The organism is Mycobacterium sp. pW045, assembly GCF_041287085.1.
Lineage (GTDB): Bacteria > Actinomycetota > Actinomycetes > Mycobacteriales > Mycobacteriaceae > Mycobacterium > Mycobacterium algericum_A.
In genome coordinates this window covers 28,160-49,073 of the sequence record NZ_JBGGKU010000007.1, presented here as the reverse complement: position 1 = coordinate 49,073, position 20,914 = coordinate 28,160, and the positions used below count along the sequence as shown (strand labels likewise).

General features: G+C 67.7%; 20 protein-coding genes and 1 tRNA gene. 11 read left to right on the top strand and 10 right to left on the bottom strand.

Annotation, left to right across the window (positions count from 1 at the left end; all coding sequences use genetic code 11):
* Nucleotides 1–50: 50 nt before the first annotated feature.
* The 4 genes from ACAG20_RS12890 to ACAG20_RS12875 all read left to right on the top strand — a co-directional run bounded on the left by ACAG20_RS12890 (nucleotide 51) and on the right by ACAG20_RS12875 (nucleotide 4,559).
* Complete coding sequence (locus ACAG20_RS12890) at nucleotides 51–1,154, top strand: MBL fold metallo-hydrolase (RefSeq protein ID WP_370492802.1); 1,104 nt, start codon at nucleotides 51–53, stop codon at nucleotides 1,152–1,154.
* Entirely contained in the window at nucleotides 1,151–3,574 is a 2,424-nt protein-coding gene (locus ACAG20_RS12885) for an HAD-IC family P-type ATPase (RefSeq protein ID WP_370492959.1), read from the top strand. The genes ACAG20_RS12890 and ACAG20_RS12885 overlap by 4 nt, the downstream gene beginning before the upstream one ends.
* Before the next feature lie 48 nt (nucleotides 3,575–3,622).
* Nucleotides 3,623–4,060, top strand: coding sequence for an SRPBCC family protein (locus ACAG20_RS12880; protein ID WP_112683430.1), 438 nt, complete (start codon nucleotides 3,623–3,625; stop codon nucleotides 4,058–4,060).
* Between the two features lie 79 nt (nucleotides 4,061–4,139).
* Complete coding sequence (locus ACAG20_RS12875; protein WP_112683429.1) at nucleotides 4,140–4,559, top strand: hypothetical protein; 420 nt, start codon at nucleotides 4,140–4,142, stop codon at nucleotides 4,557–4,559.
* 16 nt (nucleotides 4,560–4,575) lie between these two features.
* Here the strand turns inward: ACAG20_RS12875 and ACAG20_RS12870 are convergent, their stop codons facing one another.
* On the bottom strand, nucleotides 4,576–5,325 hold the full coding sequence (locus ACAG20_RS12870) for a 3-oxoacyl-ACP reductase family protein (RefSeq protein WP_112683428.1): 750 nt from the start codon (nucleotides 5,323–5,325) through the stop codon (nucleotides 4,576–4,578).
* 115 nt (nucleotides 5,326–5,440) lie between these two features.
* On the opposite strand from ACAG20_RS12870, the gene ACAG20_RS12865 reads away from it, so the two are divergent.
* Nucleotides 5,441–5,992 (top strand): TetR/AcrR family transcriptional regulator, encoded by a 552-nt coding sequence (locus ACAG20_RS12865; protein WP_112683427.1) that lies wholly within the window; start codon nucleotides 5,441–5,443, stop codon nucleotides 5,990–5,992.
* 31 nt (nucleotides 5,993–6,023) lie between these two features.
* Here ACAG20_RS12865 and ACAG20_RS12860 read toward each other — a convergent pair whose 3' ends face one another.
* The 3 genes from ACAG20_RS12860 to ACAG20_RS12850 form a co-directional block, all read right to left on the bottom strand.
* Nucleotides 6,024–6,848 (bottom strand): TIGR03621 family F420-dependent LLM class oxidoreductase, encoded by an 825-nt coding sequence (locus ACAG20_RS12860; protein ID WP_205868779.1) that lies wholly within the window; start codon nucleotides 6,846–6,848, stop codon nucleotides 6,024–6,026.
* Between the two features lie 7 nt (nucleotides 6,849–6,855).
* Nucleotides 6,856–7,917: a poly-gamma-glutamate hydrolase family protein gene (locus tag ACAG20_RS12855; protein WP_112683426.1), complete on the bottom strand. Its 1,062-nt coding sequence runs from the start codon at nucleotides 7,915–7,917 to the stop codon at nucleotides 6,856–6,858.
* A 74-nt stretch (nucleotides 7,918–7,991) separates the two neighbouring features.
* Nucleotides 7,992–8,999, bottom strand: a complete 1,008-nt coding sequence (locus tag ACAG20_RS12850) for a DUF1254 domain-containing protein (RefSeq protein ID WP_370492958.1) — start codon at nucleotides 8,997–8,999, stop codon at nucleotides 7,992–7,994.
* Nucleotides 9,000–9,323: 324 nt separating this feature from the next.
* Here ACAG20_RS12850 and ACAG20_RS12845 point away from each other — a divergent pair, with 324 nt between their 5' ends.
* A complete protein-coding gene (locus ACAG20_RS12845) occupies nucleotides 9,324–11,282 on the top strand; it encodes a hypothetical protein (protein ID WP_370492801.1) in 1,959 nt (652 codons plus the stop codon).
* Between the two features lie 2 nt (nucleotides 11,283–11,284).
* Here ACAG20_RS12845 and ACAG20_RS12840 read toward each other — a convergent pair whose 3' ends face one another.
* Complete coding sequence (locus tag ACAG20_RS12840; protein WP_370492800.1) at nucleotides 11,285–12,076, bottom strand: TetR/AcrR family transcriptional regulator; 792 nt, start codon at nucleotides 12,074–12,076, stop codon at nucleotides 11,285–11,287.
* On the opposite strand from ACAG20_RS12840, the gene ACAG20_RS12835 reads away from it, so the two are divergent.
* Nucleotides 12,055–12,834 carry a hypothetical protein gene (locus ACAG20_RS12835; RefSeq protein WP_370492799.1) on the top strand — a complete coding sequence of 260 codons (780 nt, stop codon included), beginning with the start codon at nucleotides 12,055–12,057 and terminating at the stop codon, nucleotides 12,832–12,834. The two genes, ACAG20_RS12840 and ACAG20_RS12835, sit on opposite strands and share 22 nt — an antisense overlap.
* Before the next feature lie 25 nt (nucleotides 12,835–12,859).
* Here the strand turns inward: ACAG20_RS12835 and ACAG20_RS12830 are convergent.
* Both ACAG20_RS12830 and ACAG20_RS12825 read right to left on the bottom strand, forming a co-directional pair.
* A tRNA-Arg gene (locus tag ACAG20_RS12830) sits at nucleotides 12,860–12,935 on the bottom strand.
* Nucleotides 12,936–13,048: 113 nt separating this feature from the next.
* A complete protein-coding gene (locus ACAG20_RS12825; protein WP_370492798.1) occupies nucleotides 13,049–13,615 on the bottom strand; it encodes an ester cyclase in 567 nt (188 codons plus the stop codon).
* A 163-nt stretch (nucleotides 13,616–13,778) separates the two neighbouring features.
* On the opposite strand from ACAG20_RS12825, the gene ACAG20_RS12820 reads away from it, so the two are divergent.
* The 4 genes from ACAG20_RS12820 (at nucleotide 13,779) to ACAG20_RS12805 (ending at nucleotide 17,154) form a co-directional block, all read left to right on the top strand.
* A complete protein-coding gene (locus ACAG20_RS12820; protein WP_370492797.1) occupies nucleotides 13,779–14,531 on the top strand; it encodes an SDR family oxidoreductase in 753 nt (250 codons plus the stop codon).
* A complete protein-coding gene (locus tag ACAG20_RS12815) occupies nucleotides 14,528–14,944 on the top strand; it encodes a hypothetical protein (RefSeq protein WP_370492796.1) in 417 nt (138 codons plus the stop codon). Before ACAG20_RS12820 ends, ACAG20_RS12815 begins: the two co-directional genes overlap by 4 nt.
* Before the next feature lie 110 nt (nucleotides 14,945–15,054).
* Nucleotides 15,055–16,737, top strand: coding sequence for a GMC oxidoreductase (locus ACAG20_RS12810; protein ID WP_370492795.1), 1,683 nt, complete (start codon nucleotides 15,055–15,057; stop codon nucleotides 16,735–16,737).
* A 24-nt stretch (nucleotides 16,738–16,761) separates the two neighbouring features.
* A complete protein-coding gene (locus ACAG20_RS12805) occupies nucleotides 16,762–17,154 on the top strand; it encodes a PPOX class F420-dependent oxidoreductase (protein WP_370492794.1) in 393 nt (130 codons plus the stop codon).
* Here the strand turns inward: ACAG20_RS12805 and ACAG20_RS12800 are convergent.
* The 3 genes from ACAG20_RS12800 to ACAG20_RS12790 are packed head-to-tail and all read right to left on the bottom strand — an operon-like array spanning nucleotide 17,151 to nucleotide 20,906.
* Nucleotides 17,151–18,506 carry a TIGR01777 family oxidoreductase gene (locus ACAG20_RS12800; protein ID WP_370492793.1) on the bottom strand — a complete coding sequence of 452 codons (1,356 nt, stop codon included), beginning with the start codon at nucleotides 18,504–18,506 and terminating at the stop codon, nucleotides 17,151–17,153. The two genes, ACAG20_RS12805 and ACAG20_RS12800, sit on opposite strands and share 4 nt — an antisense overlap.
* Nucleotides 18,507–18,536: 30 nt before the next feature.
* Nucleotides 18,537–19,676 carry an acyl-CoA dehydrogenase family protein gene (locus ACAG20_RS12795; protein WP_370492792.1) on the bottom strand — a complete coding sequence of 380 codons (1,140 nt, stop codon included), beginning with the start codon at nucleotides 19,674–19,676 and terminating at the stop codon, nucleotides 18,537–18,539.
* Complete coding sequence (locus ACAG20_RS12790) at nucleotides 19,677–20,906, bottom strand: acyl-CoA dehydrogenase family protein (RefSeq protein WP_370492791.1); 1,230 nt, start codon at nucleotides 20,904–20,906, stop codon at nucleotides 19,677–19,679.
* Nucleotides 20,907–20,914 lie beyond the last annotated feature (8 nt).

Below are 20,914 nucleotides of genomic sequence, written 5' to 3'. Positions count from 1 at the left end.
CAAACGCCACGGATCCGGAAACCGCCGGTCACCGCCCTAGACTCGGCAACATGTTGCGCGGTGTGGTTCGGCTGGCCGCCGCCACCGCGTCCTTGGCCGCCGGCGGATGGACCGTTCGTGCGCTGCGCGGCACGCCCGGGGCCCTGGGTGCCGCACCGCACGCCATCGACGCGGTTGCCGGCCGCTCCAGGCATTACCGCGACGGGGTCTTCCACAACATCGAGCGTGCCTCGATGGTCAACATGGATCGCGAACAACAGCGGCTGATGCTGCGGGAGCTGTTCGCCGACCGCGGCGCGAGCCGGCCGGTGGCGCCGGTCCCGCTGGTGGTCCCCGACTTCGCCGGCGCCGCCGAACCACTGACGGTCACCTGGCTGGGCCACGCCACCGCGCTGATCGAGGTCGACGGCTACCGGGTGCTGACCGATCCAGTGTGGAGTGAGCGTTGTTCGCCGTCGGATGCCGTCGGCCCCAAGCGGTTGCATCCGCCGCCGGTGGAGTTGTCGGCGCTGCCCGCGGTCGATGCGATCGTCATCAGCCATGACCACTATGACCATCTCGACATCGACACCGTCACCGCGCTGGCCCGCAGCCAGCGGGCGCCGTTCGTGGTTCCACTGGGCGTCGGTGCGCACCTGCGGGCGTGGGGCATTCCCGCTGACCGGGTTGTCGAACTCGATTGGGATGAGCAGGTTTCGTTGGGCGAACTCACGTTGGTGTGCACGCCGGCCCGCCACTTCTCCGGCCGGTTCTTGACCCGCAACATGACGCTGTGGGCCTCCTGGGTGATCGCCGGGCCCGATCATCGGGTCTACTTCGGCGGCGACTCCGGCTACACCGGCAGCTTCGGGCAGATCGGCGCCGACCACGGTCCGTTCGACATGACCCTGTTGCCGATCGGCGCCTACAACACCGCCTGGCCGGACGTGCACATGAACCCCGAGGAGGCCGTCCGGGCGCACTTGGACGTCGACGGTGCGACGCTGGTGCCGATCCACTGGTGCACGTTCCGGCTTGCGCCGCATCGCTGGGATGAGCCGGTGGAACGGTTGCTGGCCGCTGCCGAGCCGGCCGGGGTGGCGGTGGCCGTCCCGCGTCCGGGCGAGCGGATCCGGCCGGCGGCCGGCGACATCGAGCCGTGGTGGCGGTCTTGACCGTCGCGCGGGCCGCCGCGGGGCTCAGCGACGACGACGTCGCCCAGCGGGTCGCCGACGGCCAGACCAACGACATTCCGGTGCGTGCCGCGCGCAGTCTGCACGAGATCGTCCGGGCCAACGTCTTCACCCGGATCAATGCGATCCTGGGCGTGCTGTTCGCCATCGTGCTCACCACCGGTTCGCTGATCAACGGGCTGTTCGGACTGCTGATCGTCTTCAACAGTGTCATCGGCATGGTCCAGGAGATCCGCGCCAAGCAGACGCTGGACAAGCTGGCCATTGTCGGGCAGGCGAAACCGGTGGTGCGCAGGCAATCCGGGACGGCAGAGCTGCCGCCAAGGGAGGTGGTGCTCGACGACGTCATCGAACTCGGTCCCGGTGACCAGATCGTCGTCGACGGCGATGTCGTCGAGGCGTCCGATCTGGAGGTCGACGAATCGCTGCTGACCGGTGAAGCCGAGCCGATCGCCAAGAGCATCGGTGCCCACGTGATGTCGGGCAGTTTCGTGATCTCCGGCAGCGGCGCCTACCGGGCTACCCGGGTCGGCGGCGAGGCTTACGCCGCCAAGCTGGCCGAGGAGGCCACCAAGTTCACCCTGGTGAAATCCGAACTGCGCAACGGCATCGACCAGATTCTGAAGTTCATTACCTATCTGCTCATCCCGGCCGGGCTGCTGATCATCTACACGCAGTTGTTCACCACGGACGTGGGCTGGCGGGCCTCGGTGCTGGCGATGGTCGGGGCGCTGGTGCCGATGGTTCCCGAGGGCTTGGTGCTGATGACGTCGCTGGCATTCGCGGTCGGGGTGATCCGGCTGGGACGGCGGCAGTGCCTGGTGCAGGAACTGCCGGCGATCGAGGGGCTGGCCCGCGTCGACGTCGTCTGCACGGACAAAACCGGCACGCTGACCGAGAACGGCATGCAGATCTCGGAGGTCATCGAATTCGACGGTGGCGCAGGTCTTCCAGTGCATCGTGCGCTGGCGGCGCTGGCCGCCGACGACGCCAGGCCCAACGCCAGCATGCAGGCCATTGCCGCGGCGTTCCCGACGTCGCCGGGTTGGGTGGCGAACGCCTTCGAACCGTTCAAGTCGTCTGCCAAGTGGAGCGGTGTCTCATACGGCGAACACGGTAACTGGATCATCGGGGCTCCGGACGTGCTGCTCGAGCCGTCGTCGGCGCCGGCCGAACAGGCCGAGCGGATCGGGGCGAGGGGTTTGCGGGTGCTGTTGCTGGGGATCGGCGACCTGCCCGTCGATCACCCGGACGCACCGGGGCAGGTCACTCCGGCCGCGCTGGTGGTGCTGGAGCAGAAGATCCGGCCGGATGCCCGGCCCACGTTGGAATATTTTGCCGAGCAGGGGGTCTCGGTGAAGGTGATCTCCGGTGACAACGCCGTCTCGGTAGCCGCGGTGGCCGGCGAGCTGGGATTGAACGGGGATGCGGTGGACGCTCGCAAGCTGCCGCCCGAGCCGGACCGGTTGGCCGACGCGCTGGACGAGCACACCGTGTTCGGCAGGGTTCGCCCGGATCAGAAGCGCGCCATGGTGCGCGCCCTGCAGGCCCATGGCCACACCGTGGCCATGACCGGTGACGGCGTCAACGATGTGCTCGCGCTCAAAGACGCCGATATCGGTGTCGCGATGGGCGCGGGGAGCTCGGCGGCACGCTCGGTGGCGCAGATCGTATTGCTGGACAACAAGTTCGCCACCTTGCCTTACGTGGTGGGCGAGGGCCGCCGAGTGATCGGCAACATCGAACGGGTGGCGAACCTGTTCTTGACCAAGACGGTGTATTCGGTTCTGCTCGCTCTGCTGGTCGGCCTGGTCGGGTTGGCTTCGGCGCTGTTCGGCACCGAGCCGCTGCTGTACCCGTTTCAGCCGATCCACGTCACCGTCGCCGCCTGGTTCACCATCGGCATCCCGGCGTTCATCCTGTCGCTGGCGCCCAACAACGAACGGGCGAACCCCGGATTCGTACAGCGAGTGATGAGCGGGGCGCTGCCGGCCGGCCTGGTGGTCGGCATCGCCACGTTCACCTCATACCTATTGGCCTACCGCGGCAGTGAAGCCACATCGGTGCAGCAGATCCAGGCCTCCACCACGGCCCTGATCACCCTGCTGACCACCGCCGGGTGGGTGCTGGCCGTCGTGGCGAGGCCGTATCAGTGGTGGCGGCTGACGCTGGTGATCTGCTGTGGCCTGGCCTATGTGGGCATCTTCGCGATCCCGCTGGCCCGGGAGAAGTTCCTGCTGGATCCCTCCAATGTGGCACTGACGTCGCTGGCACTCGGTGTCGGGGCAGTCGGTGCGGTCGCCATCGAGGCGGTGTGGTGGGCGCGCGGCGCCATGCTCGGCGAGCGACCCAAGTTGTGGCGAGAGTCGGCAACGAACACAATGACCCAGCGATCACACTGACCCAGCGATGAACACGCGATAACCGGGACAAGAAGGGAACAGAATCACATGGCCAAGCTCTCCGGCTCCATCGACGTCCCACTTCCTCCCGAGGAGGCCTGGGGGCACGCCTCGGATTTGTCGCGCTACAAGGAGTGGCTGACCATCCACCGGGTGTGGCGCAGCGTGCTGCCCGAAACCCTGGAGAAGGGCACGACACTCGAGTCGATCGTCGAGGTCAAAGGCATGCCCAACCGGATCAAGTGGACGATCGTGAACTACAAACCGCCGACGGGGATGACCCTCAACGGCGACGGCAAGGGCGGGGTCAAGATCAAGCTGCTCGCCAAGGTCACCCCGGCCGGCGACGGCTCCAAGGTCAGCTTCGATGTCCACCTGGGCGGACCGGCGCTGTTCGGGCCGATCGGCATGCTGGTGGCCGCCGCGCTGAAGAGCGACATCAACGAGTCGCTGCAGAAGTTCGTCACGGTGTTCGCGCCGGCTTGAGCGGTTGGGCGCCATGCCATCCCGTTACCGGGGCAGTCGCGGCCACGGCGAGCGCGTCGATGCGGGCTAGTGTCACAACATGACTCGCGTACACCCGGGCTGGCTCGTCGCACTGTTTGCTGCGATCCTGTCGGTCAGTGCGTGGCTGCCCTGGCTGACCACCTCGGCCCACGGGGGAGGGCGTGCCAGCGCGATCGGCGGCACCGCCGGCAGTATCGCCTTGCCGCCCCGCTTCGGCGTCGGCCAGTTGATCGTGCTGCTGGCCGCCGTGCTGCTGGTGGCCGGTGCGATGATCGGCCGTGGGCTGTTCAGCAGACTGGCATCGGTTGCCGCACTGGTGGTCTCACTGGCCATCGTCGCGTTGGGCGTGGCGTTCTACCGGCTCAACGTCGTCGCGCCGATCACCGCGGGCTACGGGCTGTACATCGGCGCGGTCAGCGTGGTCGGCGCACTGGGCTGCTCGGTGTGGGCGCTGGTGTCGGCGGGGCGTCGAGGCTGAGCTCCGGCCCCGGCGGCTACACGGTGAAACCGCCGTCGACGTTCCAGTTCGCGCCGGTGACGAATCCGGACTCGGGGCCGGCGAGAAAGCTCACGATGGCGGCGACATCGTTGACGTGCCCGTAGCGGCCGAGCGGCATGAGCTTCTTCAAGCCCTCGGGGAAGGCGCCGCCGTTGTCGGGGTTGGCGTCGGTGTCGATCGGGCCCGGTTGCACGTTGTTGACGGTGATGCCGCGTGGTCCGAGTTCGCGTGCCAGGCCCCTGGTGAACGACGCCACCGCGCCCTTGGTCATGCCGTATACCGAGAACCCGGCGGTCGGAATCCGATCGGCGTTGATGCTGCCGATGTTGATGATCCGCGAGCCCTCACCCAGGTGCTTCACCGCGGTCCGTGTCGCCCAGAACATTCCGCCGATGTTGACCGCCACGAGGCGGTCGAACTGCTCGGCCGGAAAGTCATCGACCAGCGCCCCGTGCGCGACGGCGGCGTTGTTCACCAGCACGTCCAGCCCGCCGAGTTCGGTGGCGGCCTGCTCGACCGCGGCCACCACCTGGGCGGGATCGCCGGAGTCGGCCTGGATGGCGACCGTCTTTCCGCCGTTGGCGGTGACCTCGGCGACGACCTTGTCGGCCTCGGCCGCCGATGCCGAATACGTGAACGCCACCGCGGCGCCGTCGGCGGTCAATCGCCGTACGGTCTCCGCACCGATGCCGCGGGAACCTCCGGTGACCAGTGCCCGCCGTCCCGTCAGGGGTGCTGTGCTCATGTCGTGGCCTTTCAGCTAATTACGAACCGACGTGTTACTTAGTACTATGAGCTCAAGGCCGTTCCGAAGCGAATGCATTCCCGGTGTGGTCGGAGTCACAGAGAGGCGGGGCGCGATGGCGGTGGGCCGGCCACGCGAGTTCGACCCCGATCAAGTCGAGCACGAGGCGATGAAGCTGTTCTGGGCCCACGGCTTCGACGGCGTCTCGATCTCCGACATCAGCGCCGCGACCGGGGTCAACCGCCGCAGCATCTACGCGGAGTTCGGCTGCAAGGAGCAGCTGTACGAGCGAGCGATGCAGCGGTACGTCGCGGGGCCGGGCGGCTACCTGGTCGAGGCGCTCGCGCTGCCGACCGCCCGCAGCGTCGCCGCAGCGGTGGTCCACGGGGCGGCCGACGCCGTCAGCGGCAACCCGCGCGGCTGTTTCACCGTCGACGACGGCCCGGGAGTGGCCGAAATGCGGGAGGCGTCGGTGCGCCGGCTCGCGCAGCGATTCGACGCGGCGGTGGCCGACGGCGAGCTGTCCGGCGTCGACACCCTGCTGCTTGCCCGCTGGATCGCCACGGTGTGTCAGGGCATCGCAATCCAGGCACGAGGCGGAGTCAGTCGTGCCGATCTGCACGCGCTGGCCGACGTGGCGTTGGCGGGCTGGCCGGGCTCCTGCTGACGCCGCGGGATCGCTCGGCGGCGACTCCGGGTCACCGCAGCGCGGCGATGACCTTCGCGAAGGCTTCGGCGTGGTGCTGCTGCACGGTGAAGTAGCTCACCCCGTAGCGCCGGCGGTATTCCCGTAGCGTGTCGGCCATCTCGTGCGGTGACCCCGACAGCACGGCGGGCATGGCCAGCAGTTCCTGATCCGACAGGGTCGGGGCGAATCGGCGAGTCAGCGACAGGTCGGGCATCCCGGAGGCATCGGTGGGCACAGCCGTGATGGCGAGATTCAGTTCCAGCGTGTCGAACCGATCGCCGGCGGCGGCGCGGACGAAGGCCACGCGCTCCGCCAGTGCGTCATCCGCGCCGGCCACCCGTGCCCCGGTCAGTCCGATGATGCCGGCGTGCCGTGCCGCCACGGTGAGCAGTCGGTCGCCGCTGCCGGCGATGAGGATGGGCACGTCCGGCTGGTGAGTCGCCACATACGTCGTGAGGTGTTCCAGGTAGGCGATGCGGCGTGCGGCCGTCGGGAACGGTAGTTCGGCGGCTTCGAACTCCGCCCGGACATACCCGGCGCCCAGGCCGACCTCCAGCCGACCGCCGGACAGCAGGTCGGTGTCGGCGATGTCGCGGGTCAACAGGGCCGGCTTGTAAAAACAGGCGTTGAGCACATACGTGCCCAGCCGGATGCTGGTGGTGGCCGCGGCGGCCGCCACCAACGCGGGGAAGGGGGCCGGGGCGCCGAGGTGATCGGGCACGTGGAGAACATCGAACCCGAACCCCTCCAGCCGCCGCGCGGTCTCGGCCAGCGCGGTCGCGGACCTGATCGCGTGCACGCCGACACCGAAGCGAAACCGCCTGTCCACCACCACCTACCTCCTAATCCCAGGACTGGGCCGCCAGCACCAAGCCTCGCACCAGCGCCGACGTGACCGGCGACAGGCCGTCCGGGCCGGGCGGTTGGCTGCGCGGACTGATCCCCCGGACCCGCGGCGACAGTTCCAGTTGGGCCCCGCCGCCGCGGACCTGATTGACCGGGTTCGCCGGATGCAGGCCGCGCAACCCCACCGGGATCGCCTCGAGGTCGGTGATCACCTGATAACCGGGCAGCACCAGGCAGCGGGCGAGGTGCTCGGCCAGGCGGCGGTTACGGCCACCGGCCAGCAGCTGGGTACTGCGTGCGATCCGGCCGTAGCCGTGCAGCGACACCACGACGTCGACATGGTCGAGAAATTCGGTGAGCCGCGGGGACTCCGCGGCGAGATAACGCGTCGACGGCAGGTGCCGCCGATACCCGTCGGGGTGCCGCACCAGATACACCGATGCCCCGGCCGCGTCGGCGGCGCGTTCGGCGATCACGTCGGTCATCTGCTCCAAGCCCCCGCCGTGAATGGCCAGGAAGCCGAACCGCGACCGCAGCCGACTGTCCTCGATGACGTCGGGTTCGGCCAGCAACGCCGAAAGCGACTGCGGTCCGGCTTCTTCGGCGGCCGGAAGGCGCAGCGGCCATTGGATCGGATCCCAGCGCCGCAGAAACTCGATCCATGCCGGCGGAAGCCCATGCTGGACGGCCGCGCCGATGATGCGCTCCAGATAACCGTCGCGCGGCGCACCGGTCTGCACCCGATGATCGATATAGACCCACGCCGGCGACGAACCGTCGCTGGTGTCGATGGTCAGCCGGTCGCGGCGGTAGCGCACCGGGACACCTTCGGCGCTGTCCAGCGCGGCCAAGTCGCGATCGGACACCCGCCACACCACCCCGTGCACCCGCGATCCGGGAAACGGCTCGACGGTGGCCACACCGCGCTGATTGATCAGCCAGTCATGGTCGGCCAGCGTCGCCGGGCGAGGATCCGACGCTTCGGGGCAGCGGCGCGCCATCTGCTGTGCGCACAGGTTGGACCCGTACGCGAAGTAGGCGTGCTGTGTCGCCGTCACCTAGCCCGGCGACTGCCTGATGATCACCACAATCTGCAGACTAACGGTGGCGGCGCCGGGCCGCCGCCATGCCGTCAGCGTGGCGGACGCGCCGGCGGTGCGGGGGCGGATGCCGTGGGCGTCGGGGTGGTCCGGTCGCCGGCCGTCTCCGTCGGCTGCGCCTCGGGGAACGCCCACTTCCCGGACAGCATCTCCTGCTCGGGCTGATAGAGCCGGACCAGGTAGTTCCATCCCGGCGTGACCGGCAGGCAGTTGACGACATCAGCCGAGCAGCCGCCGAACTGTATGGTCACCGATCCGTCATCGGCCTTCGTCGTGGTGACGTCGTTGACCGAGTAGGCCTGCTGCGGATTCTCGGTGAAATAGCCGTTCTTGTTGTAGACACTGACCGACCAGAAGGCACTCACCGGGACGTCCTTGACGGTCAGCCGATACACCGTGTTGCCGTCGTTGCGGGCCGGGGTGACGTTCAGGTACAGCGCCTCAGTCTCCGGGCTGCCGCCCCAGGCCGCTGCGGCGCCGATCAAGTGCCGCACCGGGTCGGTGTCGGCCAAGCTGCCGAACATGCCGCGGGTGTCGGGGATGGTCTCGGCCAGCACCAGCAGCGCGTCGCTGACCTTCTTCTGGCTGACCGGATCCCACCGGGGGACCTCGAAGGTTCCGGACTCCTGCTGGGCCACGGTGATCTGGTCCTGCAAGCGGTGTGCTGCCCGCAGGTCATCGGGGTCCTTGGGGTTGGCCAGGATGCGGACGGTGATCATCACGTAGCGGGTGCCGACGTGGTCTTGGTCGAGGGTGTGCTCGCCGCTGCCGTAGAACATGTCGGTGACGTACTCGTCCTGGTTGATCACCTGCGCCGACATGTACCGCTCACCGGGGTCGGGCAGGGTGATCGTCACCGGAGCCGCCTGCAGGTCGAACACCGCCGCCGAATACAGGGTGTCCCGGTTGGATCGCACCACCAGCTGCCGGTCGATCGGGGTGAGCTCACGCATGTGGAAGAACCGACCGAAACCGTTCTCATTGACGACGTTGGTGAACTCCTGGTCGGTGACGGCCCGCACGAAGTTATCCGGCGACACCAACACCATGCCGTTGGGGGTGCTGCGCGGCGCCAGGTGTGCCAGCGGGTCCGGGCCGGCCTTGGTCACGGTCAGCCCGCATCCCGTCAAGGTCAGAGCGGTCGTCACCGCGCCGAACGCAGAAACCCATCGCTTGAACATGCAGCGCAACCTACCCGGCGCCACCGGCCGATGGCATATCAAAGGGTTTCGCGACACCAGTAGCGGAATTCGGGTGTGAGCTGTTGCACGCCTTGGGATACCGACGTAGGGTCCCGAATGAGAGTTCGCCATTAATTCGATGTGCAAATAATGAGAGCTCAATCCGAAGGAGTGGCCGTGCAGATGACCGGGAGCACCGAAGGCGACCGTTGCGGCCTAATCCGGCGGTACGGGTTCGCCACAGCAGCAGTGGGCACCGCGCTGTCGATGGTGGTGGGCACCCCGGCGGTCACCGCCCGGACCACGCCGGCGGTGGCGTTGACGTCGACGGCTGGGTTTCAGCCGGCGATCGATGAGCTGATCGCGGAGATGCAGCGGCTCGTCGGCGTCAATATGGAACTCGACTACGCGGTGCCCGGCAGCGAAGACAACCTGATGACGATGCTGCAGAACACCAACTACCAGTTGCTCAGCGCCGGCCTGTCACGCGTCACCCAACTGTTCAACGGGGTCTTTTTCCAATCGCCCGAGGTGATCGCGGGCAACGCCGCCGACCCCCGCCAGTACTTCGATTTCTTCACGCCCGACATCTACTACCGGGTGACCGCCGGTTTGGCGCCGGGTGCGACTTATGTGCTGAACGGGACCCTGGGCGGGGGGACCGAGCATTTCGTGATCAGCACCCAGGCCATTACCGGCGGGTCGGCGCAGGCCATCGAGAATCTGGAAATGGGTCACGGGCTGGTGGTCAACCCCGACGGCACCTTCACGGTGTACATCGGGCCGGAGGCGCCGGAGGGCGCCGTCAACTTCATGGATTCCACCGACGCCACCGTCGGCGGCGCCGCTTCGCTGCTGATCCGGGACATGCTCGGCGACTGGGCGAAGGGCCCCGGTCACGTCACCCTGCAATGTGTGGCCGACTGCCCGCCGTTCTTCGCCATCCCCGAGGGCGGGTTCTTCCCCAGCGACGATCCGGTCGGGGCCACGCTGGAGCAGCCGGGCGGCATCACCTCCGTCGACTCGATGCTCACCACGCTGTTCAGTGCCTTCGCTCAGGTGATCGGCCCGTTCAACACCCGCGCCATCGAGGGCGGGGCGTCGGTGGGCATGAACGTTCCGGCCAACACCATGTTCGACTTGAGTCCGCAGACCAGTTACGGCGCCGGGCTGGAGAGCGCGGTCGTCACCGGCGGCAACTTCGCATTGGATCCCGGTGAGGCACTGGTCGTGAAGGTGCCGACGGTGGATGCGGCCTACAGCGGTATCGAGTTGATGAATGTCTACGGTGGCGCGTTGCCCTACGTGATGGCGCAGACCACGCTCAACCACACCACCACCTACCACGCCGAGGACGGCTACACCTATTACGTCATCAGCGGCACCAACCCGGGTGTGGCCAACTGGCTGGACACCGGCGGAATCAACACGGGTGAGATCTTCGCCCGGTTCGAGAACGTCACCGACCCCGACAATGCGCTCGGCCTGAGCGTGGAGACGCAGGTGGTGCAGCTCAGCGACCTGGCCGGCGTCCTACCGGAGGACACCCCCACCGTCAGCCCGGAGGAATTCGCCGCCGACATGGCGCAGCGGGTGCTGTCCTACGGCTACGGCCTGGATGTGTCGCGGATGCACGCCCAGCCCGACTGGGTGTTGCAGAACCTGCTGATGAACGGGTTGCAGGGCCTGATGGGCGACGAGAATTACGAGGCCGTGTTCGGCCATGAGCCCTTCACCCCGATCGCGCTGCGGTTCACCGACGCGCTCAGCCCGAATTGGGATGCGGTGTGGAACAGCATCATGGACCACCCGGTGGAAAGCCTGACAGCGGTGTGGAACAACCTGCCGCTGCTGGCCAGCGACATCAATATGCCGATCACGCTGGCGCTGGCCCAGACCGCACTGTCGGTGGTGATGCCGCAGCTGCTGATCCCGGCCATCAACGACGCGCTGTTCGATCCCAACACCAGCATCCTGGCCGGGCTGCTCAACGCCCGGGACGACTTCGCGACGGCGATCCTGACCGCCACCGACGCCTGGCCCACCGAACTGGGTGAGCAGGCGACTCAGCAGTGGGCGAACATGGCGGACCTGATCGCGAGCACCCCCAGCTTCGACCTGATGGACCTGTTCGGGGGCTGATCTCAAGCCGTCAGGCAGCGACGCAGGTGCGCGACGACTTCTTCGGCCAGCGCCTCGACCGGCTGGCGGCAGTCGTCGGCGACCCAGTCGGTCAACCAGATCTGCAGGGCCGAGATCACCAGGGAGGCAACGACTGCCGGCCGCAGTCGGGTGATCTCGCCGGCTTCGATTGCGGCCTCGGCGGCGCGGGTGATCATGTCCATGCCGCTACGCCAGACCTCACGCTGTTCGCCGCGGCCGGCGTCGATCAGGGTGGTGGCGGTGCCCCAGCTGAGGCCATCGCGAAGATGCAGGTGCAGGAAGTTCGGATGGCCGGCGAAGAACTCGACCTCGACACGCGCTGCGCTGAGGATGTTGTCGAGCGCAGTGGCGTTCTTGTCGGTGCGCTCTTGGACGGCCGCGACAAATTCCGTCATCCGCTCGGCGTTGAGCGCATCCCACAGCTCGTCCTTGCCCGAGAAGTGGCGGTAGACGGTCGTCAGCGACACCCCGGCGCGCTTTGCGATCGCACCTACTCGCGCGCCGGTAAAGCCGGTCTGGCCGAATTCGTGCTCGGCGGCCGCCAGGATCTGACGGCGATACATCGCGCGTCGCGCGTCATCGAGGCTGGTTGCCGACCGCTTCCGTTCCGCGGCGTTCATCCGAGATCGCTCACCTTTGAGTTCTTGTCCGCCCGTGCCGTCACGATGATACCGTCGTCCAGTAATCACTGTTCTGATAAAAGTAATGATCGTTACCCAATACGTGTCCGAGGCGGCGAAAGAGGACGTGGATGACGGCGACAGCAGCGACATCAGCGGCCGAACCCGAGACACCCCCGACCCTCACCACGAAGCTTCCGCCGTCGCGTGCTCTGCGGATCGTGTGGATCGTGGCCTTCGGTTCACTCGCCGTGAGCTTTCCGCTCTACAGCTACCTGGCGTTCCACAGCGGGTTTGATCGTGGCGGCATCGCCAACGCGATGGTCGTGCAGGTAACGGTCGCGTACTTCCTGGGCATCTTCGCGGCGTTCCTGCCGATCCCGTCGCTGCGGCAGTGGACGCGGTTCCAGCGCCTGCAGGGCGTCGTGTTGGCGTTCGCGTTCGTTTCCTACACCACGCATCTGACCTGGGAGTTGGGCTGGCTCATCCTGCACAAGGCCATTCCCGCCGCCCGCGACGCCGCCTGGGCGTACCCGTGGTGGAACTACATCGACGGCGGTGACATGCGCTACCTGGACGCCGCTCCGGACTTCCTGATGATCGAGGTGCTGTCGGTGATCAACGGTTGCATCGGCATGACCGGCTTGATCTTGCTGTTCCGGTCGAAATTCCTCGACCATCGAGGCACGCTGCTGATCATGTCGACGGCGGTCACCCACACCGTGCTGACGTGGTACTACTACGGCACCGAGATCATCAGCGGGTTTCCCTCGGTGAACACCTCCAGCTTCATGGACCTCGGCGTCAAGTTCATTCTTCTCAACGGCCCGTGGCTGATCGCCCCGTGGTTAGTCCTGGCGTGGGGTTACGGGATGCTCAAGCGCCAACTCGGACCTGTTCCCGGCGGGTGATCCGGGGCTGCACGTCCGCTACCAGTGGTGCCCCCGGGCGGATTCGAACCGCCGACACCGGCTTTAGGAGAGCCGTGCTCTATCCCCTGAGCTACGGGGGCGCGGGCCAATCCGAGCGAGGTGTCGAAAAGCCCATAGGGACAGCTAATGGTAGTCGGGGATCTGGTGACGACGGCACCTGGGCTCGCCATGGTCCACCGGGGGCCGGCTGCCGTCACCCGGGCGTCGTCAGGTCGGCCGCCGCGGTGTCGACCAGCAGCGGGTCGGGCTCGGCCGACATCGCCAGCAGCCCGCGCACCCCGCGGATCACCAACGGCCAGTTGCGCGGGTTGCGCAAGTTGAGCCCGCCGATGAGTTGCTTGAGCATCGACAGCGTGTCGAAGTAGATCCGTTCGACGATCAGCTTCTCGTGCTCATCGAAGACGAAGTAGGCCGTCATCCGGGTGCGGTGCCGCGACCCGGTGGCCGGTATCGCTCCCAGCGGACCCAGATGCGTTCCCAGCAACCAGAATTCGACGATCACCGCGTCGGCGCTGTGCCGCAGCGCGATGATCTCGTGGTCCTGGTCGGGGAAGGCGACGCGGGTGTCGCGGTAGTAGTCGCGGACCTCGGCGTCGCCGTCGTGCACGGTCAGCGTGGGGATGATCTCGTAGTGCGGGTGGGGAAACGTGGCCAGCACGTCGTCCCAGTCCTGGCGCACCTCGTCGTGGAAGTGGTCGAGGACGAGTTTCTCCCGCGCCCGCAACACCTCGGCGGGCGGGATGGTGAAGCGATCGGCCATGACACCTCCAGACAGATTCACCCTGCTGTGCACACGATCCTGCCTGTGTGTGCCGCCATTGTCGGCCAGAATGGGCTGATCGCCGCGCCGGCAGCGTCACCGCGTCACATTCGGCCGGGCTACCTCGTCAGTATTCGTAGCCCGACCGGGAAGGAGACCATTCATGAAGATCGCGGTTGCCGGCGGAACCGGCAAGACCGGACGCCACGTCGTCGACCGACTCCGCGACCAGGGGCACCAACCGGTGATTCTCGCCCGCGCTCACGGGGTCGACCTGATCCAGAACACCGGCATCGACGCCGCGCTCGACGGCGTCGACGCCGTCATCGACGTCACCGATTTCGCGACCATGAACGCCACGAAGGCGCAGGCCTCCTTCGGCAGCGCCACGGCGAATCTGCTGGCCGCTGCACAGCGCAACGGAGTTCGTCACCACGTCGCGTTGTCGATCATCGGTATCGACCGGGCGCCCACCGGCTACTACCGGGGCAAGCTGCGCCAGGAGGAAGTGGTGCAGGCCGGACCCATTCCGTGGACGATCCTGCGGGCCACCCAATTCCACGAATTCGCCGCCCAAGTCCTCGCGCAGCTGCCCGGCCCGATCGCGCTGGTCCCGAGAATGCGCTCGCAACCCATCGCCGTCAGCGAAGTCGCCGCCCACCTGGTGGACCTCGCCACCGGGGAACCCCAGCAGATGGCACCGGAGCTCGCCGGCCCCCGGGCGGAATCGGTGGTCGACATGGCCCGGCAGTTGATCCGGCGGCGTGGTGAGCACCGGCTCGTCCTTCCGCTACGGCTACCCGGCGCGGCCGGCAAGGCGATGGCCACCGGCGCACTGCTGCCCACCGGTCCCGGGCCGAGAGGCCGGCAAACCTTTGCCGAGTGGCTGGACGCGCTCACACAGGAGGGCAAATGAAACCAATCGTGCACCGTAGCTGCCTGATCTTCCTGACGATCGTCGGGTTCGGCGTCGGGGGGTGGGCCTACTTCTTTCCGTTGCACTGGTACAACACCTTTCCCGGTCTGGGGATGACCTGGCTGCCGGTACTCGGCCCTTACAACGAGCACTTCGTCAAGGATGTCGGTTCGATGTACCTGGGGCTGGCGGCCCTGAGCGCCCTGGCGCTGTATTACCTGAGCAACCGCGCCGTCGTTGTGGTCACTGCGATCTGCGTGTCGGTTTTCAACACGCTGCACCTGATCTACCACCTCGGCATGCTGCACGTGTACGGCCCGCGTGACGCGGTACTCAACGTGGTCAGCCTCGGTCTGGTCCTGGTGGCGTCGCTGTTGTTGGTGGTGCCTGCCCGCAGTCCCGACGGGGGATAGCTTCCCCACCCGGGCACCGCCGTGCCAAACCTGCGCGAGACGGGTCGGCGGCGTGCTTCACTACGCCATAGGACCGCGCCCGCTCCGGGCGAACGCATCAGGAGCTCCGAATGGCATACGACTACGACGTGGTGGTGATCGGCTCGGGTTTCGGCGGCAGTGTGACGGCACTGCGCCTTACCGAGAAGGGTTACCGCGTAGCGGTGTTGGACATGGGCCGGCGCTGGGCCCCCGCCGACTTCCCGCCCAACAACTGGCACGTCCGCAAGGCCATGTGGGCGCCGAAACTGGGCTGCTTCGGGCCGCAACGGCTGACCGTGCTGGGCAAGACGTTCATCGCCAGCGCGGTCGGGGTCGGCGGGGGATCGTTGATCTACGGCAACACCCTCTACGAGCCGTTGGAGCGGTTCTACTCCGATCCGCAGTGGGCGCACATCACCGACTGGAAAGCCGAACTCGCGCCGTACTACGAGCAGGCCCGGCGCATGCTCGGGGTGACGCCCACCCCGCACACCACCCCCGCCGATGAAGTGTTGCTGGCGGTGGCCCGTGAGCTCGGGGTCGAAGACACCTACCACCCCACCAACGTCGGGGTGTTCTTCGGTGACGAACCCGGAAAGACGGTCGCGGACCCGTACTTCGGCGGCGCCGGACCGGAGCGCGCCGGCTGCATCGGCTGCGCACAATGCTTCACCGGCTGCCCGCACAACGCCAAGAACACCACCGAGACCAACTACCTGTATCTGGCCGAACATGCCGGCGCGCAGATCCATCCGCTGACCATGGTCACCGATGTGCGCCCGGACGGCGACGGCGGTTACCTCGTCAGCACGGTGCGCACCGGCCGGTGGCTGCGCAAGCACAAGCGGGATTTCACCGCGCGCCAAGTGGTGTTCGCCGCCGCATCACTGGGCACCCAGCGGCTGCTGCACCAGTTGCGCGACACCGGATCACTGCCGGAGCTGTCCCCGCGGCTGGGGGAGCTGACACGCACCAATTCCGAAGAGGTGCCGGTGGTGTTCGCGCCCGACCGCGACGACTTCGCCCAGGGCGTGGCAATCACCTCGTCGATCCACCCGGAGGCCAACACCCACGTCGAGGTGTGCCGCTACGGAAAGGGATCCAACCTGCTGTCGATGATGGGCACCCATCTGGTCGACGGCGGCCCCTGGCGTTTCGCCCGGCTGATGCTGACCATCGCACGGCACCCGGCGATGATGTTGCACAGCATGTTCCCGCGCGGCGCCTCCGAACATTCGATCATCATCCTGGTGATGCAGTCGCTGGACAACTCGCTGACCACCTACCGCAAACGTGGCCTGTTCGGCACTCGCATGACCGCGAAACAAGGTGTGGGCGAACCTAATCCGGACTGGATCCCGATCGCGCACGACGTGGCGCGACGCATGGCCGATCACGTCGGCGGGTTCGCCGGCGGCACCTACCTCGACGCCCTCAACATCCCGCTGACGGCGCACTTCATCGGCGGCTGCCCGATCGGTGACTCCGCGCAAACGGGTGTCATCGACCCTTACCAACGGGTCTTCGGCCACCCCGGCCTGCATGTCGTCGACGGTTCGGCCATCACCGCCAACCTGGGCGTCAACCCGTCATTCACCATCACCGCGCAGGCCGAACGGGCCATGGCGTTGTGGCCCAACCATGGTGAACCGGACCCCCGTCCACCGCTCGGGGCGCCGTATCGCCGCATTGCGCCGGTGTTCCCACAGCACCCGACGGTGCCCGACAGCGCCCCGGGCGCGTTGCGCTTGCCGCTGACGCCGTCGGGGTAGGACGCACGGCGCTATCCTGGCGCGATGCCGACGTTCGCTGACGTGTACCGCGAGAAGTACCTGCTGTTGACCACCTTCACCAAGGACGGCAGGGCCAAGCCGACGGCGGTGTGGGCCGCGCCTGACGACGGCAAACTATTGGTGATCACCGATGACGGCTCATGGAAGACCAGGCGCATCCGCAACACGCCACGCGTGACCATCCAGAAGTGCGGCGTGCTCGGTGCGCCGAAGGGCGAGCCGGTCGAGGCGGTGGCCCGGGTGCTGCCCAAGAGTGAGACCAGGCGCGTCTACGGCGCGGTCGTCAAGCGCTACTGGTGGCACGCGTGGTGGTTCGTTCCGCACTCGGTCGTGCGCGGTGGGATCGACAAGGTTCACATCGGTTTGGAGATCGCGCCTACCGGGGTGGCCTCCTAGCCGGTGCGGCCCAGCAGATGCCGCAGCACCTGTTCGAGTTCGGGCATCCGGAACCGGTGATCGGCATCGCGTAACCGCGCGGGCAGCACCCGCTGGCTCGCCAGCGCCAGCTCACGCGCACCCTGGTCGCCGAGCAGCACACGTGGCCCCAGCCGCGGGACCGGCAGCATCGTGGGCCGGTGTAGTACGCGGCCGAGGGTGTCGGTGTAGTCGCTGTTGCGCACCGGATTCGGGGCGACGGCGTTGACGGCTCCCGACAGGCCGGTGTCCCACAGCGCGCGGTGATAGATGTCGATCAAGTCGTCGATCCCGATCCACGACAGCCACTGCCGGCCGTCGCCGAGTCGCCCGCCCAGCCCCGCGGAGAACAGCGGCCGCAGCAGCCGCAGCGTCCCGCCGCGCGGCGATTGCACGATGCCGGTGCGGATGCGGACCACCCGCTTGCCGGACTGCGCTGCCGGGGCGAGCGCGTCCTCCCAGTCGGCGACGACATCGGCGAGAAACCCGTCCCCGCGTTGACTGTCCTCGGTCAGCACCTCGTCGCCGCGGTGGTAACCGTAGTAGCCGACCGCAGAAGCACAGACCAGTGTGGTCGGCCCGTCGGTGCCCCGGGCGACCAACTCGGCGAGCCGGCGGGTCGGCCCGATCCGGCTGTCACGGATCGCCCGCCGGTGCCCGGCGGTGAAGCGGCCCGCGATCGAGGCCCCGGCCAGATGAATCACCGCATCGACGCCGGCCAACAGCTCCGGGTCGGGATCATCGGGGTTCCATTGCCGCTCATCGGAACTGCCCGCGGCACGTCGCACCAACCGGATAACCCGATGGCCACCGGTGCTCAAGAACGCGGCCAGGGCCGAGCCGACGAGACCGGATGATCCGGTGACGGCCACCGTGATCGGCCCCAGCCCGTGTTGCCCGGCGCGGCGATGGGCGGCGATGTCGTCAGCCAGTTGCCGATGCCGATAGACGAACATCGGTCGCAGCATCGACCCGGGTATCGGGGTGTCGATCACGTCGGTCATCCGCGTGACACCCTCGCCGAGATCGTCGAACTCATGGGTGTGCCGCCACCGCATCGCCAACCGGGTCGGCAGCGACGCCAAGCCATGCCCACCGAGCTCATCGACGAACCGTCGAGGCGGGTCATAGCCGGCCGCCTGGTGTTCGGCGATCCAGCGAAGCCCGCCCGGAAGGGCCAGTACGGCTGTGCCGTCGCGCACCGAGTCGGCCTCGGCGATCAGCCGCATCTGCTGCCACGGCGTGCTCAACCGGGTGAACGCTCCCGGCCGCTCATGCCAGGCGAACACTTCCGCTTGCGGCGCCGCCACCGTGCTGGAGAAAACCAGACCCATGTCTCGACGCTACCGGCAGCGACGGCGCGGCTAGCGGATCGCGGTCAGGCCCGCATACCGGGCCAGGTGCCGGTCGCGGGAACCGAATTGGTATTCGATCGCGGTCAGCCGCTTGAAGTAGTGGCCGAGCGCCAACTCCTCGGTCATGCCCATCGCACCGTGGGTCTGCACCGCGCTCTGCCCGACGAACCGGGCGGCGCGAGCCACGGTGGCTTTGGCCGCCGACACCGCCCGGGCCCGCTCCGCCGGTTCGGCGTCGAGCTTCATGATCGCCAGGTACTGCGCGGCGACGGCCTGTTCGACCTCCAGGTACATGTCCACCATGCGGTGCTGCAACACCTGGAACGAGGAGATGGGCTGGCCGAACTGCTGACGCTGTTTGGTGTAGTCGATGGTGTCGGCCAGCACCCGTCGCAGGCAACCTACCGCCTCGGACACGATCGCCGCGGTGGCCTCGTCGGCGGTCTGCTCCAGCGCCGGCCACGCGTCGCCCTCGGCGCCCAACAGCGCGTCGGCGGGCAGTCGCAGACCGTCGAAGGTCAGATCGGCGGCCCGGCGGTCGTCGATGGTGCGCAACGGCTCCATGGCCACACTCGTCTGGTTCAAGTCGAGCAAAAACAGCGAGATGCCGGCGGTGTCCCGCTGTGCACCCGACGTCCGGGCGGTCACCAGCAGCTGGCTGGCCAGCGGCGCCGACGACACCGCGATCTTGGCGCCGTCGAGCACCCAGTGATCGCCGTCGCGGCGCGCCGTGGTGGTCACGTCATGCCAGGTCCCGGCCGAGGCGGGTTCCTCTACGGCCACCGCGACGACCGCGTCTCCGGCCGCGATCCGCGTCAGCAACTCTTCGGCGCGCGGGCCGCCCCCGCGCTGCAACAACCCGCCGGCCAGCACGACGGTCTCGACGAACGGCTCGATGACCAGCGCATGCCCGAGCGCCTCGGTGATGATCATCAGCTCGATGGGCCCGCCGCCCAGCCCGCCCGTGCGCTCCGGCAGGGTCGCGCCGAGGATGCCCAGATCGTCGGCGAAGGCGCGCCAGATGTTCGGCTGCCAGCCGGCGCCCGTCTTGGCCGCAGCGCGGCTGCGCTCCAAGTCGTAGCGGTCGGCGAGGAATTTGCCGACCGTGGTGCGCAGCAGTTCCTGTTCGTCGGTGAACGAGAAGTCCATCTATAACCCCAATGCTGCCTTGGCCAGAATGTTGCGTTGAATCTCGTTGCTGCCCGCGTAGATCGAGCCGGCGCGGTCGTTGAAGTAGCGCAGCGGGGCAACCGCCTGCCACGGCTGGCCGCTGACGTAGCCGCTGTCCGGTGCGACGAAGTCGGGGACCGGCCCGCCGGGCATGGTGGCGTGCGGCTGATAGATGCGGCCACGCGGACCGGCGGCCTCCAGCGCCAGTTCGGTGATCGTCTGACTCAGTTCGGTGCCCAGGATCTTCAGCATCGAGGCCGCAGGCCCCGGGTCGTGGCCCTTGGCCAGCGCGGCGATGGTGCGGAATTCCAGGATCTCCAAGATGTCGGTGCGGATCCGGACATCGGCCAGCCGCAGCCGAAACGCCGGATCGTCGGTGAGCGGGGTGCCGTCCGGACCGGGCTGCCCGGCCGCCTGGTCGGCCACCGCGTCGGCCCACACCTGCAGCATCGGGGCCATCGCCCCGCCCCGCTCGAAGTTGAGCAGGTACTTCGCGACGGTCCAGCCGTCGTCGATCCGCCCCAGCACGTTGGCCTTCGGCACCCGCACCTCGTCGAAGAACACCTGGTTCTGCACCTCCTCACCGGAGGTCATCACCAGCGGCCGGATCTCGATACCCGGTGTGGTCATGTCGATCAGCACGAAGGTGATGCCTTCCTGCTTCTTGCCGGTGCGCGACGTGCGGACCAGGCAGAAGATCCAGTTCGCCTCGGTGGCGTGGGTCGTCCAGATCTTGCTGCCGGTACACACCAGATGATCGCCGTCATCGACTGCCGCCATGGACAGCGAGGCCAGGTCCGAGCCGGACTCCGGCTCGGAGTAGCCCTGGCAGAAGAACACCTCGCCGGTGAGGATCCGCGGCAGGAACCAGTCCTTCTGCTCGGCGGTGCCGAAGCCGATGATCGCGTGGGCCACCATCTTGATACCCATCGGCGACAGCATCGGCGCGCCGGCCAGCGCGCATTCGCGACTGAAGATGTAGTGCTGCAACGGTGTCCAGTCGCAGCCGCCGTACTCGACCGGCCACGCCGGTGCGGCCCAGCCGCGTTCGTGCAGGATCGCCTGCCAGCGCATGCTCGCCTCGTGATCGGCGTACACACTCGTCATCAGGGTTCCGGCGCGACGCAGCTCCGGGGTCAGGTGTTCGGCGAGGAACGTGCGAACCTCGTCGCGGAATGCCGCTTCCTCGGCCGACCAATTGAGATCCACTGTCACTC

Coding starts and splice junctions, on each gene's coding strand:
- ACAG20_RS12845 (WP_370492801.1), top strand. CDS start 9,324: ATGACCGGGAGCACCGAAGGCGACCGTTGCGGCCTAATCCGGCGGTAC.
- ACAG20_RS12870 (WP_112683428.1), bottom strand. CDS start 5,325: ATGAGCACAGCACCCCTGACGGGACGGCGGGCACTGGTCACCGGAGGT.
- ACAG20_RS12820 (WP_370492797.1), top strand. CDS start 13,779: ATGAAGATCGCGGTTGCCGGCGGAACCGGCAAGACCGGACGCCACGTC.
- ACAG20_RS12825 (WP_370492798.1), bottom strand. CDS start 13,615: ATGGCCGATCGCTTCACCATCCCGCCCGCCGAGGTGTTGCGGGCGCGG.
- ACAG20_RS12800 (WP_370492793.1), bottom strand. CDS start 18,506: ATGGGTCTGGTTTTCTCCAGCACGGTGGCGGCGCCGCAAGCGGAAGTG.
- ACAG20_RS12810 (WP_370492795.1), top strand. CDS start 15,055: ATGGCATACGACTACGACGTGGTGGTGATCGGCTCGGGTTTCGGCGGC.
- ACAG20_RS12890 (WP_370492802.1), top strand. CDS start 51: ATGTTGCGCGGTGTGGTTCGGCTGGCCGCCGCCACCGCGTCCTTGGCC.
- ACAG20_RS12835 (WP_370492799.1), top strand. CDS start 12,055: ATGACGGCGACAGCAGCGACATCAGCGGCCGAACCCGAGACACCCCCG.
- ACAG20_RS12795 (WP_370492792.1), bottom strand. CDS start 19,676: ATGGACTTCTCGTTCACCGACGAACAGGAACTGCTGCGCACCACGGTC.
- ACAG20_RS12880 (WP_112683430.1), top strand. CDS start 3,623: ATGGCCAAGCTCTCCGGCTCCATCGACGTCCCACTTCCTCCCGAGGAG.
- ACAG20_RS12875 (WP_112683429.1), top strand. CDS start 4,140: ATGACTCGCGTACACCCGGGCTGGCTCGTCGCACTGTTTGCTGCGATC.
- ACAG20_RS12815 (WP_370492796.1), top strand. CDS start 14,528: ATGAAACCAATCGTGCACCGTAGCTGCCTGATCTTCCTGACGATCGTC.
- ACAG20_RS12840 (WP_370492800.1), bottom strand. CDS start 12,076: ATGTCGCTGCTGTCGCCGTCATCCACGTCCTCTTTCGCCGCCTCGGAC.
- ACAG20_RS12805 (WP_370492794.1), top strand. CDS start 16,762: ATGCCGACGTTCGCTGACGTGTACCGCGAGAAGTACCTGCTGTTGACC.
- ACAG20_RS12865 (WP_112683427.1), top strand. CDS start 5,441: ATGGCGGTGGGCCGGCCACGCGAGTTCGACCCCGATCAAGTCGAGCAC.